The sequence below is a fragment of the Edaphobacter sp. FHG110511_03 genome (assembly GCF_059115365.1).
On the sequence record NZ_JBZYWL010000002.1, the window covers coordinates 708,238 to 725,647 of the forward strand.

A 17,410-nucleotide genomic window follows, 5' to 3' on the forward strand; every position below is an offset into this window, starting at 1 on the left:
TCTAAGGGGTCTTCCTTTTGGAGGGTACGGTTCCCGTGTTCGGCGTCGTTAGTTCGCTTGAGGTAGTGAGGCTCCGGGATGCATCGATTGCAGGGGATCCACTGGTTCGTATAGAAATCAGGAAACGCACGAGGGCCTTCGTCTCTGAAGGTGTAAGCGCGTTCCCATATGCAGGCATGTTGCCTCCGCCTTGTAGAACCTGACGGATGATCTGATCCTCCGTCATCTGAGAAGCGATCGAATCGAGGGTCGGTCCGCGCTGCCCACCCGTTCCATCGAGCATGTGACAGTTACGGCACTGCTTATTCTGCAGCACGAGAGCGCCCTGTCGTTCGAGAGGTGTTCGATTGTGCAGGTACTTCAGAGGGACCGGATCGCTTGTCCAAGCATCCATAACCGGGCTCCAGGGCGTATATGTGCCAAGGTGGGTGAAGATTCCGAGTGTCACGGCGATCACGGAGACGGTTAGGACGGCCACCGGACGTCGTGCCCAATGACGTTCCCCTTCGCTCGCCAGAAGAGGCAGTAGAAGCATGCCCGCGATAATGAGCACGGGAACGACAAGCATTATCGGGGTTTCAATCGATGGAGGAAGGAACGCAAGAACGGCGTAGATCCAAAGGAACGCGAAGTCTGGCTTTGGGGACGTTTGAATGATCGTTGGATCGGGAGGACCGCTTGGGCCGAAGGGACCGAAGAAGAATGCGCATGCCATCACGGAGAACATGATGGCTGCGGCGAAGACTGCGTCCTTCCAGGCTGCATCGGGTACGAAAGGCATCCCCTTTTCGGCAAGCGCATGGTATTCGCGTTCATAGGTTGCTTTGCTGACAATACGTCCTGGCATAGGCCAATCACTTACACCATGCAGGAGCGTCATCCAGATGTGAACACCAGCACCGGCAAGTAACAGACCTGGAATCACGAAGACATGCAAAGTAAAGAAACGTGAAAGCGTCGCCCCCCCAATGATCGGCCCACCGAGCATCATGTGGACCAAGGGAGCGCCGATGAAGGGTACGCGGCTGAGGATCGATGCTCCAATCCCGAGTCCCCAGTAGGCATCCTGATCGAAGCGCAAAACCTGGCCGGTGAAGGCCATGCCGAGGGTCAGTAGAAGAAGCAATACTCCGATGATCCAGGTCAGTTCGCGCGGAAACTTGAAGGCTCCGAAGAGGAATACCTGCACCATGTGGATAAGCACGATGGCGACCATGAAGTCCGAACCCCAGCCATGCAACGCTCGCAGGTACCAGCCAAGTGCAACGTTGTGATTGAGGAATTGCAGACTTCCCCACGCCTCATTGGCGGAGGGACTGTAGACAAGTGCGAGCAGAATCCCTGTCATCACCTGCATCACGAGCAAAACCGTCGCGGCGCTCCCAAAGACATACATCCAGCTCGCACTGTTAGAAGGCGTTGAATGTACAGCGGCCTTGCTCAAGGGCTCGATCAAGCCTAGCCTGTGTTCGAGCCATCGGTAGGCCTTCAGCCCGGCGACGATACCGCGTTTCTTTAGGCTTGCCATGGAACTGACCTCGTGGCATCTGCTTTCGGCTCGATCTGGATCAACGGCTTTTTGCCGCACGACGCCTGCGTGGAAAGCGTGGGCATATTGCCTGCGTGAATCAAGAGTGCATTGCCGTCCACCTTCGTCTGATATTCGAAGAGTCCGCGTTCGGGGGGCCCGGCTGCACGTGATCCATCCTCATAGTAGGCGCCGCCATGACACGGACACATGAAGAGCTTTGACTGCGCGAACCAGCGTACTGGACATCCAAGGTGAGCACAATTTACCGCGAAGACCTGGAACTGTTTGGCGGAGACGCGGCTCACCCAGCACGCGACCTTCGCAGTCTCTCCATCTCCCAGGCTGTTCACCGGACTTTGAAAGTCAACGAGCCGGATCTCTCCCAAGGGAAAGCTATCGGCGGCGCCAAGGCTGACCCATGAGCCGACATCAGAGTCTTTTTTGACCGGCCCAAGCAGGTAACCCACCAGAGGCACCGCGAGCACCGAACCCACTACCGCGTTCAGTGCCAGAGAAAGTTTGAACAGGAATGTTCTGCGTGAGTGTGCTGCCACCTTTTCTGCCGGCGGAAGCTGGTCATTGCGGGACTCTCCAGGGTACTTGAGGAATCGGCTCATACGTGTCTCCGCTCGTAATCTGAGGATTACTTTTGCTGCTGGTAAGGCTGTCCGGGTGTTGCAGTGCGATGTGAGGCTAACCACCCCACCACGTTCGTAACATCTTCGTTTGTCATTGCACGCGACTCCGGTGCAGAGAGGTCAGATCGCCAGTCAGGCATTTCAAGCTCAGGCCGTCCGGCAACGATCGTGCTTCTCAAATACTGATCGCTGACTAGTGCAAGGTAAGCCGGGTCGACGATCGAGCCAGTATGGATTCCGTTGCCTTTTATCCCAGTTCCATCTGCACCGTGGCAGTGTGCGCAAAATGTCGAATATGAGGCCCCTCCCTTTGCGACATCCGGTGGTCCCGCGCTGGCATACGGCAACGGTGCTGTCGTAACGGGACCTCCCCATGTGCGCATCATTCCGTTGGCGATGGCCGCAATCTGCTGATCCGTCAACATGCCGCCGGCGCTCTTGCCGAATGGCGGCATGGATGTGCCGGGTACGCCCGACGCTGTAATTCGCTGGATGGTGTCGACGCCCGCGAAGGTAAGATAGACGGGATCTGCGAGCGATATCGTCGCGCCATTCTTTCCATTTTCGCCATGGCAAGCCGCGCAGTTCTCCCTGTAAAGGGTCTTGAAATCGAGCACCTGGTCTGGCCGGATTGATTCGGCCCGTATCGTTGGCTTTCCAGGCGCATGGCAGCCTCCTGCCAGAAGGCCTGCGCCACTGATTAACAGCGCGAATGCAAGGGAGCGTGCGTTCATTGTGGAGGCTCTCTCTTGTCCAGATCCACCTGCGATTCATGGAGTCGTCCCCCCTCATCGCTGTGGATGCCTGCGCGAACAGAAAATGGAAGCGATCGAAATTGAGCAGTTCGTACACGAGTGTGCAGGTTCACGACGAAGCCGCATACCAATCCGTAGGTAATGAGTGAGACAAAGAACCAGAGCCAGTGGATACGGTCATTCAGTATCGGACTAACGACGCCTAAAGCAGAATGCAATATGCCGGTAAACATCAGCGGAGCAACTAACCCCGCTGTAACGATGGGATATCTCGGATACATCGGCAGCATCGCTCCGTAGAGAAGTCCGACAAGAATTGACGTAAGACCGTGGATAGCTATAGCAGCAAGAAGACCTTGCATATGAAATGCGCCAAGAAAGGCATCGCTCGCACCAATCCACTGCACGAATCCACCAGCGGCAAGCAGGTTTGCCGGGTACCAGATACTGTGATAGCGAAGTAAACCGAAGATAGCCGCAGGTATTACCATCGCGACTCCTCCGGCAATTCCCCCCTTGATTCCGGTACTGATTCGAAACGTCTCGATCGGAAGAAATTTCCTATGCAGATCGCTCGTCGGCAAACGCTCTATAAGCTTGCGCGAGCTAAAGATACGGACCTCCTCCGTAACAACTTTAACGCTCGAATGCTGTTCCTGCGGAAGCACCTGGAAGAACCATCCGATACCTCCCCAGAGCGCAAGCAGAAGCCCGAGCAGTCCGACCACGACATTCGTCACCAACCCCGTAAGGATGAGCGCAACCCCAAAGGACAGGATCATCGGCATCGCTGTCGGCGATGGAAGCTCGACGGTGCCGACCTCAACATGATCTGTGTGTTCGTGCATCTTTACTCCTGATCACTACGACATCTGGAATTACCGGCCGAGAACATAAACGACAAGAAAGACAACAACCCACACCGCATCGACAAAGTGCCAGTAAAGAGAGAGCACATGCAATCGCTCCGCATCTTTCTCGGCCGCAGGTCTGCGCAACGAAAAAACCAGCGCAATTGTGAGCATAAATAGTCCCACAATCACATGAGTCGCATGAAGACCAACCAGCGAATAAAACGTCGTACCAAACAGATTTGTCTTGATGGAGAGCCCATCGATATAGATCAGGTGATGCCACTCCAGAGCTGTTCCTCCAAGGAAGATGCCACCCAAGAGTAGCGTCGCCGCCAGCCAGAGTGAGCAAAGGCCCTGCTTTGCCGCCTGCGCTGCTGAGACGGCAAAGTGGACGGTAACACTGCTTGAGAGAAGGCAGATCGTGGCGAAGATGGGGAGGGTAAGCACCTCGCGTGGTGTTGGCCCACTCAGGCTCTTACCGATGTAGAAGACATACGCCACAACAAAAATCAGAAAGATCGCAGACTCGGCCAGAATGAGGCAAGTCATCCCGACTACGCCACGCGAGGGAAGCTTCCACTCCGAGTCCATGCTGTGCGGAATAATGGCTATTTCGCTCACGTATCCTGCTCTCCTATTCGTAGGTGCTATCCGGATCTTCCGGATGCTTAAGGTCCCAAAGAGGTCGACGGCTTTCCACGCTAGGAATTACGGCAAAATTGTAAACAGGCGGAGGCGACTGTGTGGACCACTCCAACGTCCATGCATCCCATGGATCCGGTCCCGCAATCGGTCCTTTGAAGTACGACCAAATCAGGTTGTACACAAAGATAAGTGTGCCAATCATCTGGAAAACTGCGCCGCTCGAAGTAATCATGTTCCATATCATCCAGCCACGATCGGCTTCATAGGTGTATATGCGGCGGGGCATGCCCAGAATGCCGGGGATGTGCATGAAGTCGAAGGTTAGATGGAAGCCGATAAGAAAAAGCCAGAAGTGCCACTTGCCCAGCCTCTCGCTCAACATGCGGCCGGTCATCTTCGGATACCAGTAATAGAACGCAGAGAAGATCATGAACAGGATTGCGCCCACCAGAACGTAGTGAAAGTGCGCGACCACAAAGTACGATCCGCTCAACTGCCAGTCGAACGGAGCCGAGCCCAGCATGATTCCAGTCAGCCCTGCCACTAGAAACTGAAACAGAAATCCTACTGCGAACATCATCGACGCCGTGAAGTGGACTTTGCCTCCCCAGATCGTCGCAAGCCAGTTGAAGATCTTGATCCCGGTCGGCACAGAGATCGCCATCGTTGAAAGTACGAAAAACGTATTTGCCCCAGGTCCCATGCCAACGGTAAACATGTGATGCGCCCACACACTCAGGCTTACGAAGCCGATCCCAACGGATGCCGCAACCATAGCTGGATAGCCGAAGATCGCCTTCCGTGAGAAAACAGGAATGATCTCGTTGGCAAACGCGAAGGCCGGCAAGACAAGGATGTAGACCTCAGGATGTCCGAAGATCCAGAAGAAATGCATCCACAACACTGCAGAGCCGCCTGCTTGCGTATCGAAGAAATGCGATCCGACGTAACGATCCAGCATCAGCATGACCTGCGCCGCCGTGAGGGGACTGATCGTAACGAACACCATGAGAGACATCACCAAATACAGCCACACCAGTAACGGCATGCGACTCAGCTTCATGCCGGGGCATCGCATACAGATCGCCGTAGCGACTATGTTCGCCGCGGTCCCGATACTTCCAATTCCGCCAAGCAGAATTGCAAGTGTCCAGTAGTCCGTACTATGGCCAGGCGAAAATGCTTGTGCCGTCAGAGGAGCATAAGCCCACCAACCTACATCGGGCGCAGTTCCCGCGCCATATAGACCGCTGCCGCCGACGTAGCTGAAGTAAAGGAGGAAGCCGCCAAACGCAGCCACCCAGAAGCTGAATGCATTCAGGCGTGGAAACGCCATGTCCCTCGCACCAACCATCAGGGGGACCAGATAATTTCCGAAGCCAAACAGAATCGGCATACCGACAAAGAAGACCATCGTAGTGCCGTGCATCGTGAAGAGGCGGTTGAATACCTGCGGCGATACGAAGGTGTTGTTCGGAATCATCAGCTGAATTCGCATGAGGATGGCCTCGACTCCGCCGATCACGAGAAACAGCAGCGCATAACCGATGTACATCAGGCCGATTTTTTTGTGATCAACCGTCGTCACCCAATCATGCAGTATTTGAAGCGCCGTCTGTCGAGGCGCAACGGTGGTGGTCTCGTCAAGAACTACTGTGACCTGAGTGTTTGTAGCCATGGTGAGCTTCCTTCAGGTTTTACTTCAGCGTCATGAGATATGCAGTTACGGCGTCAAGGTCATGATTGTTGAGGTGCATGGGTGGCATCAGCGCACCCGGCTTGAAGTGCGCGGGGTCGTCGACAAATTTACGAATGTTGATCTCGGTGTTCGGTACAGCGCCAGAGGCGATGGTCTCGCGGCTCGCCAGATGGGTGAGGTCAGGACCAAAGCGTCCAGTGGCGACAGTACCGGTTATCGTGTGACAACTGATACATGCATTGTGTTCAAAAACCGATCTGCCTTCTGTGGCAGCGGAGTTTTGAGCCGCAGGTTGTTGCTGGTGAGAAACCCATGTAGCGAACTCAGCGGGAGTGTCCGCATAAACGCGCAGCAGCATCTTGGCGTGCTGCGTCCCGCAGTACTGCGCACATTGTCCCAGGTAAAGACCTGGAGTAGCGGGATCGATCCACATCGTGTTTACCTTATTGGGTATCACGTCCATCTTCCCCGCCAATTGAGGAATCCAGAAATTGTGATTCGTATCCGCCGAAGACATCGTGAGGTAGGTTGGCATGGAATGTTTAGGGTCGCTTACGGGTATATGCAGTTCGTTCGCCGTAACAATTCCAAGCTTCGGATATCGGTATTCCCACCAAAATTGATGGCCAATGACGACGACATCTAAGGCCGAAGATGGTTTCGTCGCACGCTCTGTTGAATAAATAACCCTTGCCGTGGCAAGAAACAGCATCAAAACGATCAAAACCGGAACAACAGTCCAAGACAGCTCGATTTGGGTGCTGCCATAAATCTGCGCCGGTTCCCGAGCTACATCAGCCTCTGATGGGCGGTCCCGGAAGCGTATCAGGGAATAGAGAAGAAGCCCCCCAACAACCAGAAAGATCCCGAGCGTGAAGCTAAGGACGAGTGTTGATAGACCATAGATCAGATGAGCAGGAGTACCTTGTGGCGAAAAGATGCTTGTTCGCCCATGTACAACGTCGGGAGACATGTAGATCGCTATGGATTTCAACATCGCGATTATGAACATCATTCACCGAGATCTCAGTACATGGAAAACTTGCAACCATAGTACTCTATGTTTTTGGAGGCAATGAAGCCTCTTGAACACACACCGAGAAATTTGCGGCCGGAAGTGAATAGGCGTGCGAATGCGGGCAGGGTCGCCGTATAGGCCAGCAGATAGCGCCTATCGCGACCCAGCTGACAGCAGCCAAAATTACGTGAAAGTCTCGCTCCAAAGCCAGTTCCATCAGTTGGAAGATGCTTGCATCAAGCTGTCCGAAACTCTTGTTAGTATTTTCACATCACGTTTCCAAAGAGGCCCCCTAGGAGACGCACATGACCGCACCGTCCCAAAAGCAAGACGGCATGGGTAGCCTTCATTATCCCGACAACACTGCCCGGTTTCGTGTCTGGGCCCCATTTGCGTCGGGTGTCAACGTCGTCCTCTTCGATTCCGGACCGGGTACCACCACCGTCGCGTTGGCCAATGAGCCAGGTACGCCGAACTGGTCAGCAGATGGCATTCCGGCTGTCGTCAACACGCGTTACCAGTACGTCATCACCACCGCCCCTGGGCAAGACAACGATACCTCCGTGCTCCACTGGCGCACCGACGCCCGTGCGCTCCAGGTCGAAGGCTCCGCCGGCACCGCGCGGGGTTATGTCGTGGACCCCACCCTGTTCACCGCTAATCGCGCTCCGTTCACGACGCCGCCCTTCGAGGATTTTCTCATCTACCAACTCCACGTCGGATCCTTCACGGGCCGCAATGACGGCCTCAACCGGATCGTCCCAACGTCCAACTTTGTCGAACTCAAGAATCGCCTTTCTTATATACGGAATCTAAACTTCAACGCCATCGAGTTGCTTCCTATCTCGAACTTTCAGGCCGACACGGCAGGCGGAGCCGGGGAAGGATATGGACCCTCCGACATGTTTGCGTCGGAAAACCTGTACGCCACCAGCCCTGACCAGGCGGTAGCACAGCTCATCGAACTCATCGATGGGGCTCACAGCATCGGCCTAGCCGTCATTCTGGATGTCATCTACAACCACGCCGCCCAGAACGACAACCGTTACTGGCAGTACGACGGCAACTGCTCCGGCGACAACGGAATCCCGGGGGGCATCTACCACGTCCACGGCCACCACACCCCGTGGGGCGAGGGCTTCGCCACCTGGCAACGCGAGGTTAAGGACTTCCTTCTCGACAACGCCCGCATGTACCTGCGGGACTATCGTGTCGACGGACTTCGCTTCGACGCCGTGCAAGCCATCGACCCCGGCGCCGTTTCCGAGATCATCTGGTCTCTGCGCAACGACTTCCCGAGCAAATACCTTATCGCCGAGTACAACCCGAACGACCCCGGAACTTCTGTTGCCCCGTGGCACGATCCCTATGGAAGTCTGGGATTTTGCGCCACTTGGGACATGGATAGTCCCTGGCGGGCGTTTGACATCCTCAACGGCGTCAACGTCATCGACTACCTCTGCACGCGAATCGGCAACTTTTCCGATCCCAACCCCTGGCACCTCGTCAGCTACCTGACCGGCTCCCATGACCAGATCTACAACGACCCCAATAACACCAACGGCTTTTACCTGACCCAGCGCTTTGGGGGTCGCTTGAATGGCCACGCTCTAGCGAAGAGCCGACTCGCCTGGGCCCTTAACGTGACTCTTGCCGGCACTCCCATGCTCTTTATGGGCACGGAAGGGCACATCGACGGCTTCTGGAATCCATGGGTCGGCCCAGGTATTGACAATCGCCTCGACTGGCTCCGCATCGGGGACAATCTCGGCGCGCCCATGCAGCGCATGGTCGCCGACGTGAACAACCTTCGCTGGAACCACCCGGCGCTGCGCTCGCCTGCAGGCCAGATCACGCATACCGACCGCACGAACAACGTCGTCGCGTTCAAACGCTGGAACAACGCTGGCGACGTCCTCTTGATCGTCGTCCATGCCGGCGACGGGCAATGGGACAACAACCAGTACGCCGTTGGCCTCGACGGGGACTCCGGCTCCTGGCAAGAGATTTTCAATTCCCAGGCGCCGGTTTATGGCGGAGTGAACACGGTCGGCAACGCCAGCTACGTCCTCGATTCCAGCAACGGCCAGTTGTCTATCTGCCTCGCGAGCTGGTCCGTGCATATATTCGCCAAAACGTAATCTCGGCTCCTCCAACGTGCTAACCACGAACATCAACAGAGTTGGGCTAACCGGGAGGGTGGAGGACCAGTTTGCTTAAACGATGTTCTTCCGCCTCTGAGTGCGATTTATCCTAATCACGACGCATGCCTCATTCCGATCCATCACCGCAGATATTGGCTCATCGAGTTTCCACTCAGGGCATAGCCTTTCAACTGCGCAAAGATCCCCGAAGCGTCGAAGTTCCAGGACGCGACAATACTGTGATCGCCATACACGTTGGCCCGTCTGCTAAGATCGCTTGTCGCCGGGGCGGTAGATGGTTCAGAGGGACTGCCGTCCACGGCGATATCGACATTATCCCTGCGAACACGCCAGCACGCTGGGAGATGTTTGATAAGAATGACACGGCTGAACTGCTTGTCAGCCTACCGCCGTTACTTCTCGATAGCATCCTTGTGGATACAAGGAGCTCGGCATTCCCGATAGAGCTGAGAAACCGGCATCAAATTCGCGATTCGGAGCTGGAAACACTCTGTTGGGCGATCCAGCGAGAGATACAGGCCGACTATCCCTCAGGTCGCCTTTATCTAGATGGGATTGGATTAGCTGTTGCGTCTCGGCTGGTGACGCGCCATAGTTCAATGGAGAACGTGCTCGAGGTACCGAACGGAGTTTTGAGCGGGCACCGCCTAAAACAGGTGCTTGCGTTTATAGAAGATCAACTTGCAGAAGATCTCTCACTCGACCAAGTTGCGTCTGTGGCCGGTCTGAGTCCTTCATACACCCGAACGCTGTTTCGACGTGCCACGGGTGTGCCGCTCCATCAGTTCATTATTCAGCGCCGGGTCGAACGTGGACGATCCTTGCTGTTGCACAGCAGCTTGTCCATTGCCGAGATCGCGCAGACGGCTGGTTTCGCACACCAAAGCCACATGGCGCGGCATATGCGTAGAATTCTCGGTGTTACACCTCGCGATCTCCGGCATACGTCCTAGCCGCTCCCCATTTCTCCATCAGAATGTGCGCAGGTTCATCAGATCGTGCGCGAAAGAACGCTTCCAATTTATCCATACTAGGGAATGGAATTTTTTCAACATAAAACTTGCCGGATCGATCTCAGCGAGAGAGACCTGTACAACTCACGCACACAGGGACTATTGGAATCTGAGACGAAAGAAGACGATCTTCAAAACGAGATTCGCCAGGTTGGCGTAGTTTCACGTGAGGTGTTCTTAGCTGAGGACGGCAGGTCCTTCTTGACCGGTATGTTGAGTGGACGCCATCCAAGTCCACCTTATTCCGACGCGATGGATATTCACCTTATTGAGATTGAGGACGGTCGCGTCGTCTTTGGTGGCACCCCGTCGGCACGTTACCTCAATCCAATCGGCACGATCCATGGCGGTTGGATGGCGACGATTTTAGATGGGGCAATGGCGTATTGCGTTCATTCGACACTGAAGGCAGGTGAAGAATACACAACCCTCGAAATGAAGATTAACTATATCCGTCCTGTATTCCCATCCATCGGAGTCGTACATTGCGAGAGCAAGCTCATCCATCGTGGCACCAGGACGGCTACAAGTGAGGGCCGGCTCTTCGACCAGCGCGGAAAGTTGCTCGCTCACGGCAGCGAAACCTGCATGATTTTCCCCTCAGAGGCGAAGTGAGAGTGCCTATCACGCTTGGATCTTGTCCGCACCGGATAAATGCCCGAAAGGATATTGGATTGCATCGTGGCGGACGAACAGACGAATCCATAACCATGATCCTAAATAACGTGCGAAGAGAGCCCATGAACCCGATTCCGCAGCAATTCTTGATTTCTGGCACCGTGCTATTTCTCCTCAGTCTATTGAGCGGATTCGCTATGCCATTCTTGGCTAATCCGCGTATGGGTGTCTCAGCGCACGTTGCCGGATTAGAGAGCGGAATGGCGCTATGGGCGCTGGGACTAATGTGGCAGCATGTTGCGCTGCCTGCTGGAGCGGAGAGGGCTGCGCAGATCGTCGCCGTGGCAGGACTCTATGCGATTTTTATTAGCCTGTTTCTTGCCGCACTATGGGGCACCAGCCGCGCGACGCCCATCGCCGGCGCAGGTCACCAAGCGAGCTCGATGCGTGAAACCACGGTCACTGTACTACTTACGGGCGGCTCAGTTGCCTCCGTGGTTGCTGTGTCCTTGGTGTTGTGGGGACTATGTGCCTGGAAGGTACTGTGATTCTGGGAGACGGGATCCGACACCATCGCTCAACTCGTCCGGCTCAGTAAGCGATTTCGGATCGGCAACATTCACGTTTCCCTCCTGGGAGATCCTAATTTATTCCTTCGCGAAAATATTAGTTCGTTGGTACGGCGCCAAGTAGCTTTAGAGATTGAATAGCTTCGATACTGCATCTCACTATCAGATGGGCCGTGTCGCTAAGCGCTCGTCCGTTGATCGACAATTACCGGAACTTTGCGTAGTCACTGCGAGCCTGCTTCCTCACTTCAATCCCCGAGTCTGCACCTTGCCAAGGCGCAAAGAAAACGTGATAAGTACCTTTTACCCCCACCTTATCTCCTGATAAGGTATACGCTCAACCCAGCTTTTTTTTAGGGCGTTCGAGCACTACCACATTCTGATTCTCAGACGTATATGGCTATAAAGCAATGCGACTCGGTTTGGAACGGCTGACGCCTGCCTCGACTGAACAAACCTGTTGACTGCCTAGGGAAGATCTTCTAGCGAATATAGAATGGGCTTCCTCGATAGATATGGAAAACCAACGGTCCATCCGAGTACAGTGCGTCGAAAACAGATGGAGACGCAGTTCGCTACAGCCTGAACCTTCCAGGTCGCTGATGATCTTGGTTTTCTTGAGCTTGCACATGTCTTCTGCCGCCCAGAAAGTTCCGAGTACTTCGGATAGACCGTGGTCCCCGCCTCCAGGCACATCTCTGAACTCCCTGGAAAAGGGAGCCAACGGAAAGGTACTTGATTCAGCAAAGGTTTACACGCTTCCGGAGCTTATTAATGTGGCAGAGGCCAACAATCCTGAAACGAAGGCTGCATGGCAGGCTGCAAAGGTGCGAGCTGCTGAGGTAGGCATCGCTGAAGCAGAGCTATATCCTACGCTCGCTGCAGCGGCCATCGCCCAATCGGCTCGCTACAATGTCTTCTTTGCCCCGACCTACATTCGGCAAACCACGGAGACCTTCTCTCCCACACTTTCCCTCGATTATGTTCTTTTTGATTTTGGAAGACGATCGCAGAGAATCTCAATCAGTAAGAAAAACCTGCTAGCGGCAAACTTTCTTTTCAACGATACCCATCGCAGAGTCATCTTCCAGGTTATGCAGGCCTACTATCGTTTTTTGAACAGCAAGGGCCAGGAAGAAGCCGCCGATGCGACTCTGAAGAACGCCCAGACTGTACAGGAGGCCGCCGAGGCGCGTCTGCAAGCGGGTTTGGCGACATTGCCCGATGTACTGGAGGCTCGGAGCGCCACCGCGCAGGCTGACTACGATCTCCAGGCGGCGGTCGGCGCTACCGAGATTGCGCATGGCGATCTTGCCACCTCGATGGGTATTTCGCCTACGGTATCGTTCGAAGTCGAGAGCATTCAGAACCTGACAATTCCACAAGACTTGACTGAGACGGTTGAGACTTCGATCGACAAGGCATTGGTACAACGGCCTGATTTGATGCAAAGGGTCCAGAATCTGCGAGCGGCTGAATCTGAAGTCAAACTGGCAAAGAGAGATTACTTTCCTAGCCTGAAGATCGGTGGCGTTGCGGGCCTGGCAAAGACATATGGCGAACAGAACCAGCTGCCGGGCGTTTACTCGAAGAATCAGGAGCTATGGAATGCAAGGCTGAGCCTAACCTGGAATCTCTTCGACGGCTTCGCGCGCGAAAGTCGTCTGGCTCGTGCAAAGGCCGATGAGAGTCAGGCTGCGGCGGAATTGAAGATACTTCAGGATCGGGTGGAAAACCAGGTCTGGGCCGCCTACTCAACCGCGCGCACAGCGCTAAGGCAACAGAAGGCTGCAGCTGCGTTACTGGCTGCCTCGACGGAATCCTATAATGCAGCGATTCAGTCCTATTCTTACGGTGTACGAAATCAGATCGATGTTGTTTCGGCCCAGCGCACCCTTGCAGTGGCACGAACCGCCGACGTCAACGCTCGCACGCAGCTGTTGATCGGTGTTGCCGACCTCGCTTTTGAAACAGGAAATCTACTTTACGCCAAAGGTCCGTAGCATGTTGAAACGATACTATGCTGTTGACAATCTTCCCGTGAAAAGGCTCTTGAGCCTCTACGCCCTTGCGCCACTCATGGCCATTATCGGATGTTCCCGCGCGCCCTCGTTCAATCTGCTCGGGTCTTATTTCCCGTCATGGATGCTATGCGGTGTCATTGGGATATTTCTTACCGTCGCTGCCCGACTGTTTTTTTTGAAGATTGGTTTTGAACAGCATCTCTCTCCTCTGATTCTTGTTTATCCCTGTCTTACTGCATTTTTCATGTTTAGCCTCTGGCTTTTATTTTTCAGTTGACGGTAAAGGAGTAGCGAATGACCACAAGCGAATCCACAGACCCCCGTAAGCGTCTGGGAAAAATTGTCAGGGCCGTGATTATCGCAAGTGCTCTGACTACAGGTCTGCTAGTCATCAATCAAACCAATAGGTTTCCTCGCACCGACGACGCAGAAGTCTTTGCTAACTTCATTGGTATTGCTCCGCAGGTTGATGGTCCTATTGTGCAACTGCCAGTCAAGGACAACAGCTTCGTAAAAGTGGGGGGGCTTCTCTTTGAGATTGATCCGCGTCCCTACCAGTACGCTTTAGAAAAGACGAAGTCCGACCTGAATACGCTTGAGGGGCAGATCATCGACCAACGCAGGACGATCGCCTCACAGGTGAGCGCCGTCGACGCGGCGCATGCCAGCGTTGAAAGCGCTCGAGCCAACGTTGACCGCGCAGCCGCTGCTATTAATGAAGCTAAGGCTAACGTCGCCAACGCAAGGGCGGCATTGGATCGAGCCAACGCTGAGCTTCTCTATCAAAGCAATAATTTTCATCGCATCGAGCCACTTCTGGCCAAGCAATTTGTGACCGTCGATCAAATTGATCAGGCAAGAACAGCAGTAACGGCGCGGGAACAGGCGGTACAGCAGCAACGATCTCAGCTTGCACTTGCCGAAGCGCAGGTGCAGTCCGCTCAGGCGCAATACGAACAAACCCTGGCTGCGATGCAGCAGAGCCATGCGCAGCTGGGGCAGTCGCGACATAGCGTATTAACTAATGATCCTCTTACAGCTCAGAGGGAAGGGCGAGCGTCCTCTATTCGAACCGCTGAATACAACCTCAATAACTGTAAGATCTATGCCCCCTTCGATGCTAGAGTGACTAATCTCACGATCTCGCAAGGAGCGTATGCGCACACGGGGCAGCAGGTCTTCACGCTCATCGACACTCGTACCTGGTGGGCTATCGCAAACTTCCGAGAGACCCAGCTTCGACACATTCACCCCGGAATGCATGCCGATGTTTATGTACTCTCTCGACCTTCGGTCCGATATGACGGCATCGTAGATAGTGTTGGGTTTGGTGTCCAACCGGATACGACGCTCGTGGGATCTTTTGCCTCGGGTTTACCCAACATTCAACGTTCTCTAAATTGGGTACATTTAGCGACTCGTTTCCCCGTGCGCGTGCGGATCCACGCCAGTGAATCGGAGCCGTTTCGCCTCAGCGAATCTGCTGTGGTGGTCATTCGCGGTGACAAAAAGGAGAACTGAATGGCAACGTCCGCAAACGTTCTGCCAGGTACTCCGAAGGCTGCTAGCACGGGGCAGTCATTCTGGCAGTTGATTCGTAAGGAACTCACTCCTTACCCAGGCCGAGTTTGGGTGGTTGGTCGCGTCACGATTGCGTCGACCATCGTCATGATTCTGGTCATGACCTTCCGGCTTCCAGGAGGTTTTCTTGGCGCGATCTTTACTCTTTTTCTGACGCGTGAAAATCCGATGGCGACATTCCGGGCCGGATTTAGAGCCGTAGCCGCATTTCTTATAGCGACTGCCTACAGCATCGTTACGGTCGCCTTGCTCATCGACGAGCCTCTGACACATTTCCTTTGGATCACAGTTAGCTTATTTATCGCCTTTTATCTGATTCGTATCCTGGAGGACTATGGCACTGCTGTCGCGTTTGGCTTTATGATTGCCGGCGTTATTCCTCTTTGGGATGAGACTGCGCTCAATGTAAATGATCGCTTGGAAAATACCCTATGGATTACGTTCAGTGTTGCCGTCGGGGTGGCTGTAACGATTGTTGTCGAGTATGTCTTTCGCAGTGTCCATCCCACCTCCGATCTGACGGAAGGCATTGATGCGCGACTTGAAACCGTAGAAAATATCCTGTACGCAACGGCTGTTGGCCAAACTGTCGATCCCAAAATCGACGCCCGGCTTCAGCTTTATACCTCAGTCGGGGTATCGCGTCTCCGGCGGCTTATCCTTCGCTCAGAGTACAGTGCGCAGTTCAAGGCGCAGACGTCGGCCGCGGTCTCTCTTGTCGGCCGACTGATCGACATTGCCGAAAGCTTCAAACAGGCATTGACTGTACGGAGAGAGAAGATAGCACCGGCGGATGCAGAGCGTTGCAATCAACTTGCAGACCAGATTGTCAGACTTCGACAGGCTCTTTCGCAGCGAAGGCTACCGGAAGACAGCAGGATACCGTCCCATACCGAGGTGTCCTCCCTCAACTTTCTTTCGGAGATGGAGAGGACGGTTGCCTTTATTCCCAAAGCATATATGGGAACAGGCGCTGTGGACAGCTATGTCCCTACGCCTCTCGATCAGATTTCCAGAGAACGAATCTTCGTAACCGATGCTCTGACGAACCCTGTGCACCTGCAGTTCGCTCTACGTGGGACCCTGGCGGCCATGGCGTGCTATATCGCTTATAACGCAATGGATTGGAGAGGTTTGAGTACTTCGCTTGCCACCTGTTTTATCACCGCTCTTTCGACCATAGGATCTTCGAGGCAAAAGCAGATTCTTCGGCTTGGAGGCGCAATTCTAGGTGGCGTGATCTTCGGTATGGGAGCGCAGATATTCATTCTTCCTTACCTTGACTCCATTGCCGGCTTTACAGTTTTGTTCGCCTTTGTGACGGCAATCTCCGCGTGGATTTCGACTTCTTCAGCCCGCTTATCTTACCTTGGAGTTCAACTAGCGCTTGCTTATTATCTGATCAACCTGCAGGAGTTCACGATTCAAACCTCGCTCGCCATCGCCCGAGATCGTGTCTTCGGAGTCCTGCTCGGTCTGTTCTCCATGTGGCTGCTATTCGACCGTCTGTGGGTCAGAAATGCACTCGATGAGATGAGGGACGCATTCACGAAGAATCTTGAGCTGTCGGCTGAATTTTCGGAGCAGATTATTCGACGAGACCTCACGAAGGCGATCCTTCGAGTTCGGCAGCTTCGCGATCAGATCAACGCGGGTTTCACCGCTGTCACCGCGCAGGCGGATGCGATTGTCTTTGAATTTGGTCCGGACCGCGAGAGAAAGCTACGGATCCGAGATCACTTCCGTCGCTGGCAACCCTCCATCCGCACACTCCTGCAACTTCAAATCACCTTCTCTCAATATCGAGTGAAGCGTTCTTTTCGTCAGATTCCTACGGACGTTGCCCAGGCAGCGATTCTCTTCGAAGAGAATATTGCGGCGATCCTGCGAGCGATATCGAGTTACGTATCGGATAAGGCTCCGAAGCCTGTCCCGGATCTTCAGACTTCTGCGGCGAATTTTGAGCGCGCTATCCGCAAGTACCACCAGGACCTCGCGATTCCACTTTCTTCCGAGGCCTCCGACATTATCGTCCTTATAGAGAACATTGTTTCAGTCGTTGTGCCGTTTTATGACGATGTCCAATCTGTTTCGACATTGCATGGAGAGCGATTTGTTCTACCTTCAGGTGCCGCTCGTCTTCTCGATCAAGAGTAAGAGGCGCGTTAAGTCGCAATGACAAGCGCCACGGCAAAACTCTTGGCTGGAGGACAACACCATCAGGAATGACAGATCGAAGGAGCTGTTTGACGCGATGAGATTTGGGCAATCGCTCGACGATCTCGCAGACATCTTCTCTA

15 protein-coding genes are annotated in these 17,410 nt (G+C 54.3%); 8 read left to right on the plus strand and 7 right to left on the minus strand.

Translation table 11 applies throughout. The annotated features are described in order from the left end of the window. Nucleotide 1: 1 nt before the first annotated feature. From AC5S26_RS12260 to coxB, 7 genes are read right to left on the minus strand one after another with little or no spacing between them, the layout of a single operon-like run. A complete protein-coding gene (locus AC5S26_RS12260) occupies nt 2-1,528 on the minus strand; it encodes a cytochrome b N-terminal domain-containing protein (RefSeq protein WP_494185174.1) in 1,527 nt (508 codons plus the stop codon). Further along, nucleotides 1,516-2,148, minus strand: a complete 633-nt coding sequence (locus AC5S26_RS12265) for a QcrA and Rieske domain-containing protein (protein WP_494185175.1) — start codon at nt 2,146-2,148, stop codon at nt 1,516-1,518. Before AC5S26_RS12265 ends, AC5S26_RS12260 begins: the two co-directional genes overlap by 13 nt. 26 nt (nt 2,149-2,174) lie before the next feature. Next, nucleotides 2,175-2,903: a c-type cytochrome gene (locus AC5S26_RS12270; RefSeq protein WP_494185176.1), complete on the minus strand. Its 729-nt coding sequence runs from the start codon at nt 2,901-2,903 to the stop codon at nt 2,175-2,177. Beyond that, complete coding sequence (locus tag AC5S26_RS12275) at nt 2,900-3,772, minus strand: hypothetical protein (protein ID WP_494185177.1); 873 nt, start codon at nt 3,770-3,772, stop codon at nt 2,900-2,902. Before AC5S26_RS12275 ends, AC5S26_RS12270 begins: the two co-directional genes overlap by 4 nt. A gap of 30 nt (nt 3,773-3,802) precedes the next feature. Next, nucleotides 3,803-4,399: a cytochrome c oxidase subunit 3 gene (locus tag AC5S26_RS12280; RefSeq protein ID WP_494185178.1), complete on the minus strand. Its 597-nt coding sequence runs from the start codon at nt 4,397-4,399 to the stop codon at nt 3,803-3,805. Nucleotides 4,400-4,412: 13 nt separating this feature from the next. Next, nucleotides 4,413-6,101 (minus strand): cytochrome c oxidase subunit I, encoded by a 1,689-nt coding sequence (ctaD, locus tag AC5S26_RS12285; RefSeq protein WP_494185179.1) that lies wholly within the window; start codon nt 6,099-6,101, stop codon nt 4,413-4,415. A 19-nt stretch (nt 6,102-6,120) separates the two neighbouring features. Then, nucleotides 6,121-7,137, minus strand: a complete 1,017-nt coding sequence (gene coxB, locus AC5S26_RS12290) for a cytochrome c oxidase subunit II (protein ID WP_494185180.1) — start codon at nt 7,135-7,137, stop codon at nt 6,121-6,123. A 308-nt stretch (nt 7,138-7,445) separates the two neighbouring features. On the opposite strand from coxB, the gene AC5S26_RS12295 reads away from it, so the two are divergent. From AC5S26_RS12295 to AC5S26_RS12330, 8 genes are all read left to right on the plus strand, one after another. After that, complete coding sequence (locus tag AC5S26_RS12295; RefSeq protein WP_494185181.1) at nt 7,446-9,281, plus strand: alpha-amylase family glycosyl hydrolase; 1,836 nt, start codon at nt 7,446-7,448, stop codon at nt 9,279-9,281. Nucleotides 9,282-9,904: 623 nt separating this feature from the next. Then, entirely contained in the window at nt 9,905-10,258 is a 354-nt protein-coding gene (locus AC5S26_RS12300; RefSeq protein WP_494185182.1) for a helix-turn-helix domain-containing protein, read from the plus strand. Nucleotides 10,259-10,420: 162 nt separating this feature from the next. After that, nucleotides 10,421-10,933, plus strand: a complete 513-nt coding sequence (locus tag AC5S26_RS12305) for a PaaI family thioesterase (protein WP_494185183.1) — start codon at nt 10,421-10,423, stop codon at nt 10,931-10,933. 125 nt (nt 10,934-11,058) lie between these two features. After that, the gene (locus AC5S26_RS12310) at nt 11,059-11,484 is read left to right on the plus strand and encodes a styrene oxide isomerase (RefSeq protein ID WP_494185184.1); all 426 of its coding nucleotides are present in this window, start codon (nt 11,059-11,061) and stop codon (nt 11,482-11,484) included. A 650-nt stretch (nt 11,485-12,134) separates the two neighbouring features. Continuing rightward, nucleotides 12,135-13,508, plus strand: a complete 1,374-nt coding sequence (locus AC5S26_RS12315; protein WP_494185185.1) for a TolC family protein — start codon at nt 12,135-12,137, stop codon at nt 13,506-13,508. 76 nt (nt 13,509-13,584) lie between these two features. Continuing rightward, entirely contained in the window at nt 13,585-13,806 is a 222-nt protein-coding gene (locus AC5S26_RS12320) for a YtcA family lipoprotein (RefSeq protein ID WP_494185417.1), read from the plus strand. Nucleotides 13,807-13,823: 17 nt separating this feature from the next. Then, the gene (locus AC5S26_RS12325; RefSeq protein ID WP_494185186.1) at nt 13,824-15,050 is read left to right on the plus strand and encodes an HlyD family secretion protein; all 1,227 of its coding nucleotides are present in this window, start codon (nt 13,824-13,826) and stop codon (nt 15,048-15,050) included. After that, nucleotides 15,051-17,267, plus strand: a complete 2,217-nt coding sequence (locus AC5S26_RS12330; RefSeq protein ID WP_494185187.1) for a hypothetical protein — start codon at nt 15,051-15,053, stop codon at nt 17,265-17,267. The last annotated feature ends 143 nt before the right edge of the window (nt 17,268-17,410 follow it).

What these genes read in the sequence shown, in the direction of transcription:
- AC5S26_RS12260 (WP_494185174.1), bottom strand. Translation starts at nt 1,528, where the DNA reads ATGGCAAGCCTAAAGAAACGCGGTATCGTCGCCGGGCTGAAGGCCTAC.
- AC5S26_RS12265 (WP_494185175.1), bottom strand. Translation starts at nt 2,148, where the DNA reads ATGAGCCGATTCCTCAAGTACCCTGGAGAGTCCCGCAATGACCAGCTT.
- AC5S26_RS12270 (WP_494185176.1), bottom strand. Translation starts at nt 2,903, where the DNA reads ATGAACGCACGCTCCCTTGCATTCGCGCTGTTAATCAGTGGCGCAGGC.
- AC5S26_RS12275 (WP_494185177.1), bottom strand. Translation starts at nt 3,772, where the DNA reads ATGCACGAACACACAGATCATGTTGAGGTCGGCACCGTCGAGCTTCCA.
- ctaD (WP_494185179.1), bottom strand. Translation starts at nt 6,101, where the DNA reads ATGGCTACAAACACTCAGGTCACAGTAGTTCTTGACGAGACCACCACC.
- coxB (WP_494185180.1), bottom strand. Translation starts at nt 7,137, where the DNA reads ATGATGTTCATAATCGCGATGTTGAAATCCATAGCGATCTACATGTCT.
- AC5S26_RS12295 (WP_494185181.1), top strand. Translation starts at nt 7,446, where the DNA reads ATGACCGCACCGTCCCAAAAGCAAGACGGCATGGGTAGCCTTCATTAT.
- AC5S26_RS12300 (WP_494185182.1), top strand. Translation starts at nt 9,905, where the DNA reads ATGGAGAACGTGCTCGAGGTACCGAACGGAGTTTTGAGCGGGCACCGC.
- AC5S26_RS12310 (WP_494185184.1), top strand. Translation starts at nt 11,059, where the DNA reads ATGAACCCGATTCCGCAGCAATTCTTGATTTCTGGCACCGTGCTATTT.
- AC5S26_RS12315 (WP_494185185.1), top strand. Translation starts at nt 12,135, where the DNA reads ATGTCTTCTGCCGCCCAGAAAGTTCCGAGTACTTCGGATAGACCGTGG.
- AC5S26_RS12320 (WP_494185417.1), top strand. Translation starts at nt 13,585, where the DNA reads ATGGCCATTATCGGATGTTCCCGCGCGCCCTCGTTCAATCTGCTCGGG.
- AC5S26_RS12325 (WP_494185186.1), top strand. Translation starts at nt 13,824, where the DNA reads ATGACCACAAGCGAATCCACAGACCCCCGTAAGCGTCTGGGAAAAATT.
- AC5S26_RS12330 (WP_494185187.1), top strand. Translation starts at nt 15,051, where the DNA reads ATGGCAACGTCCGCAAACGTTCTGCCAGGTACTCCGAAGGCTGCTAGC.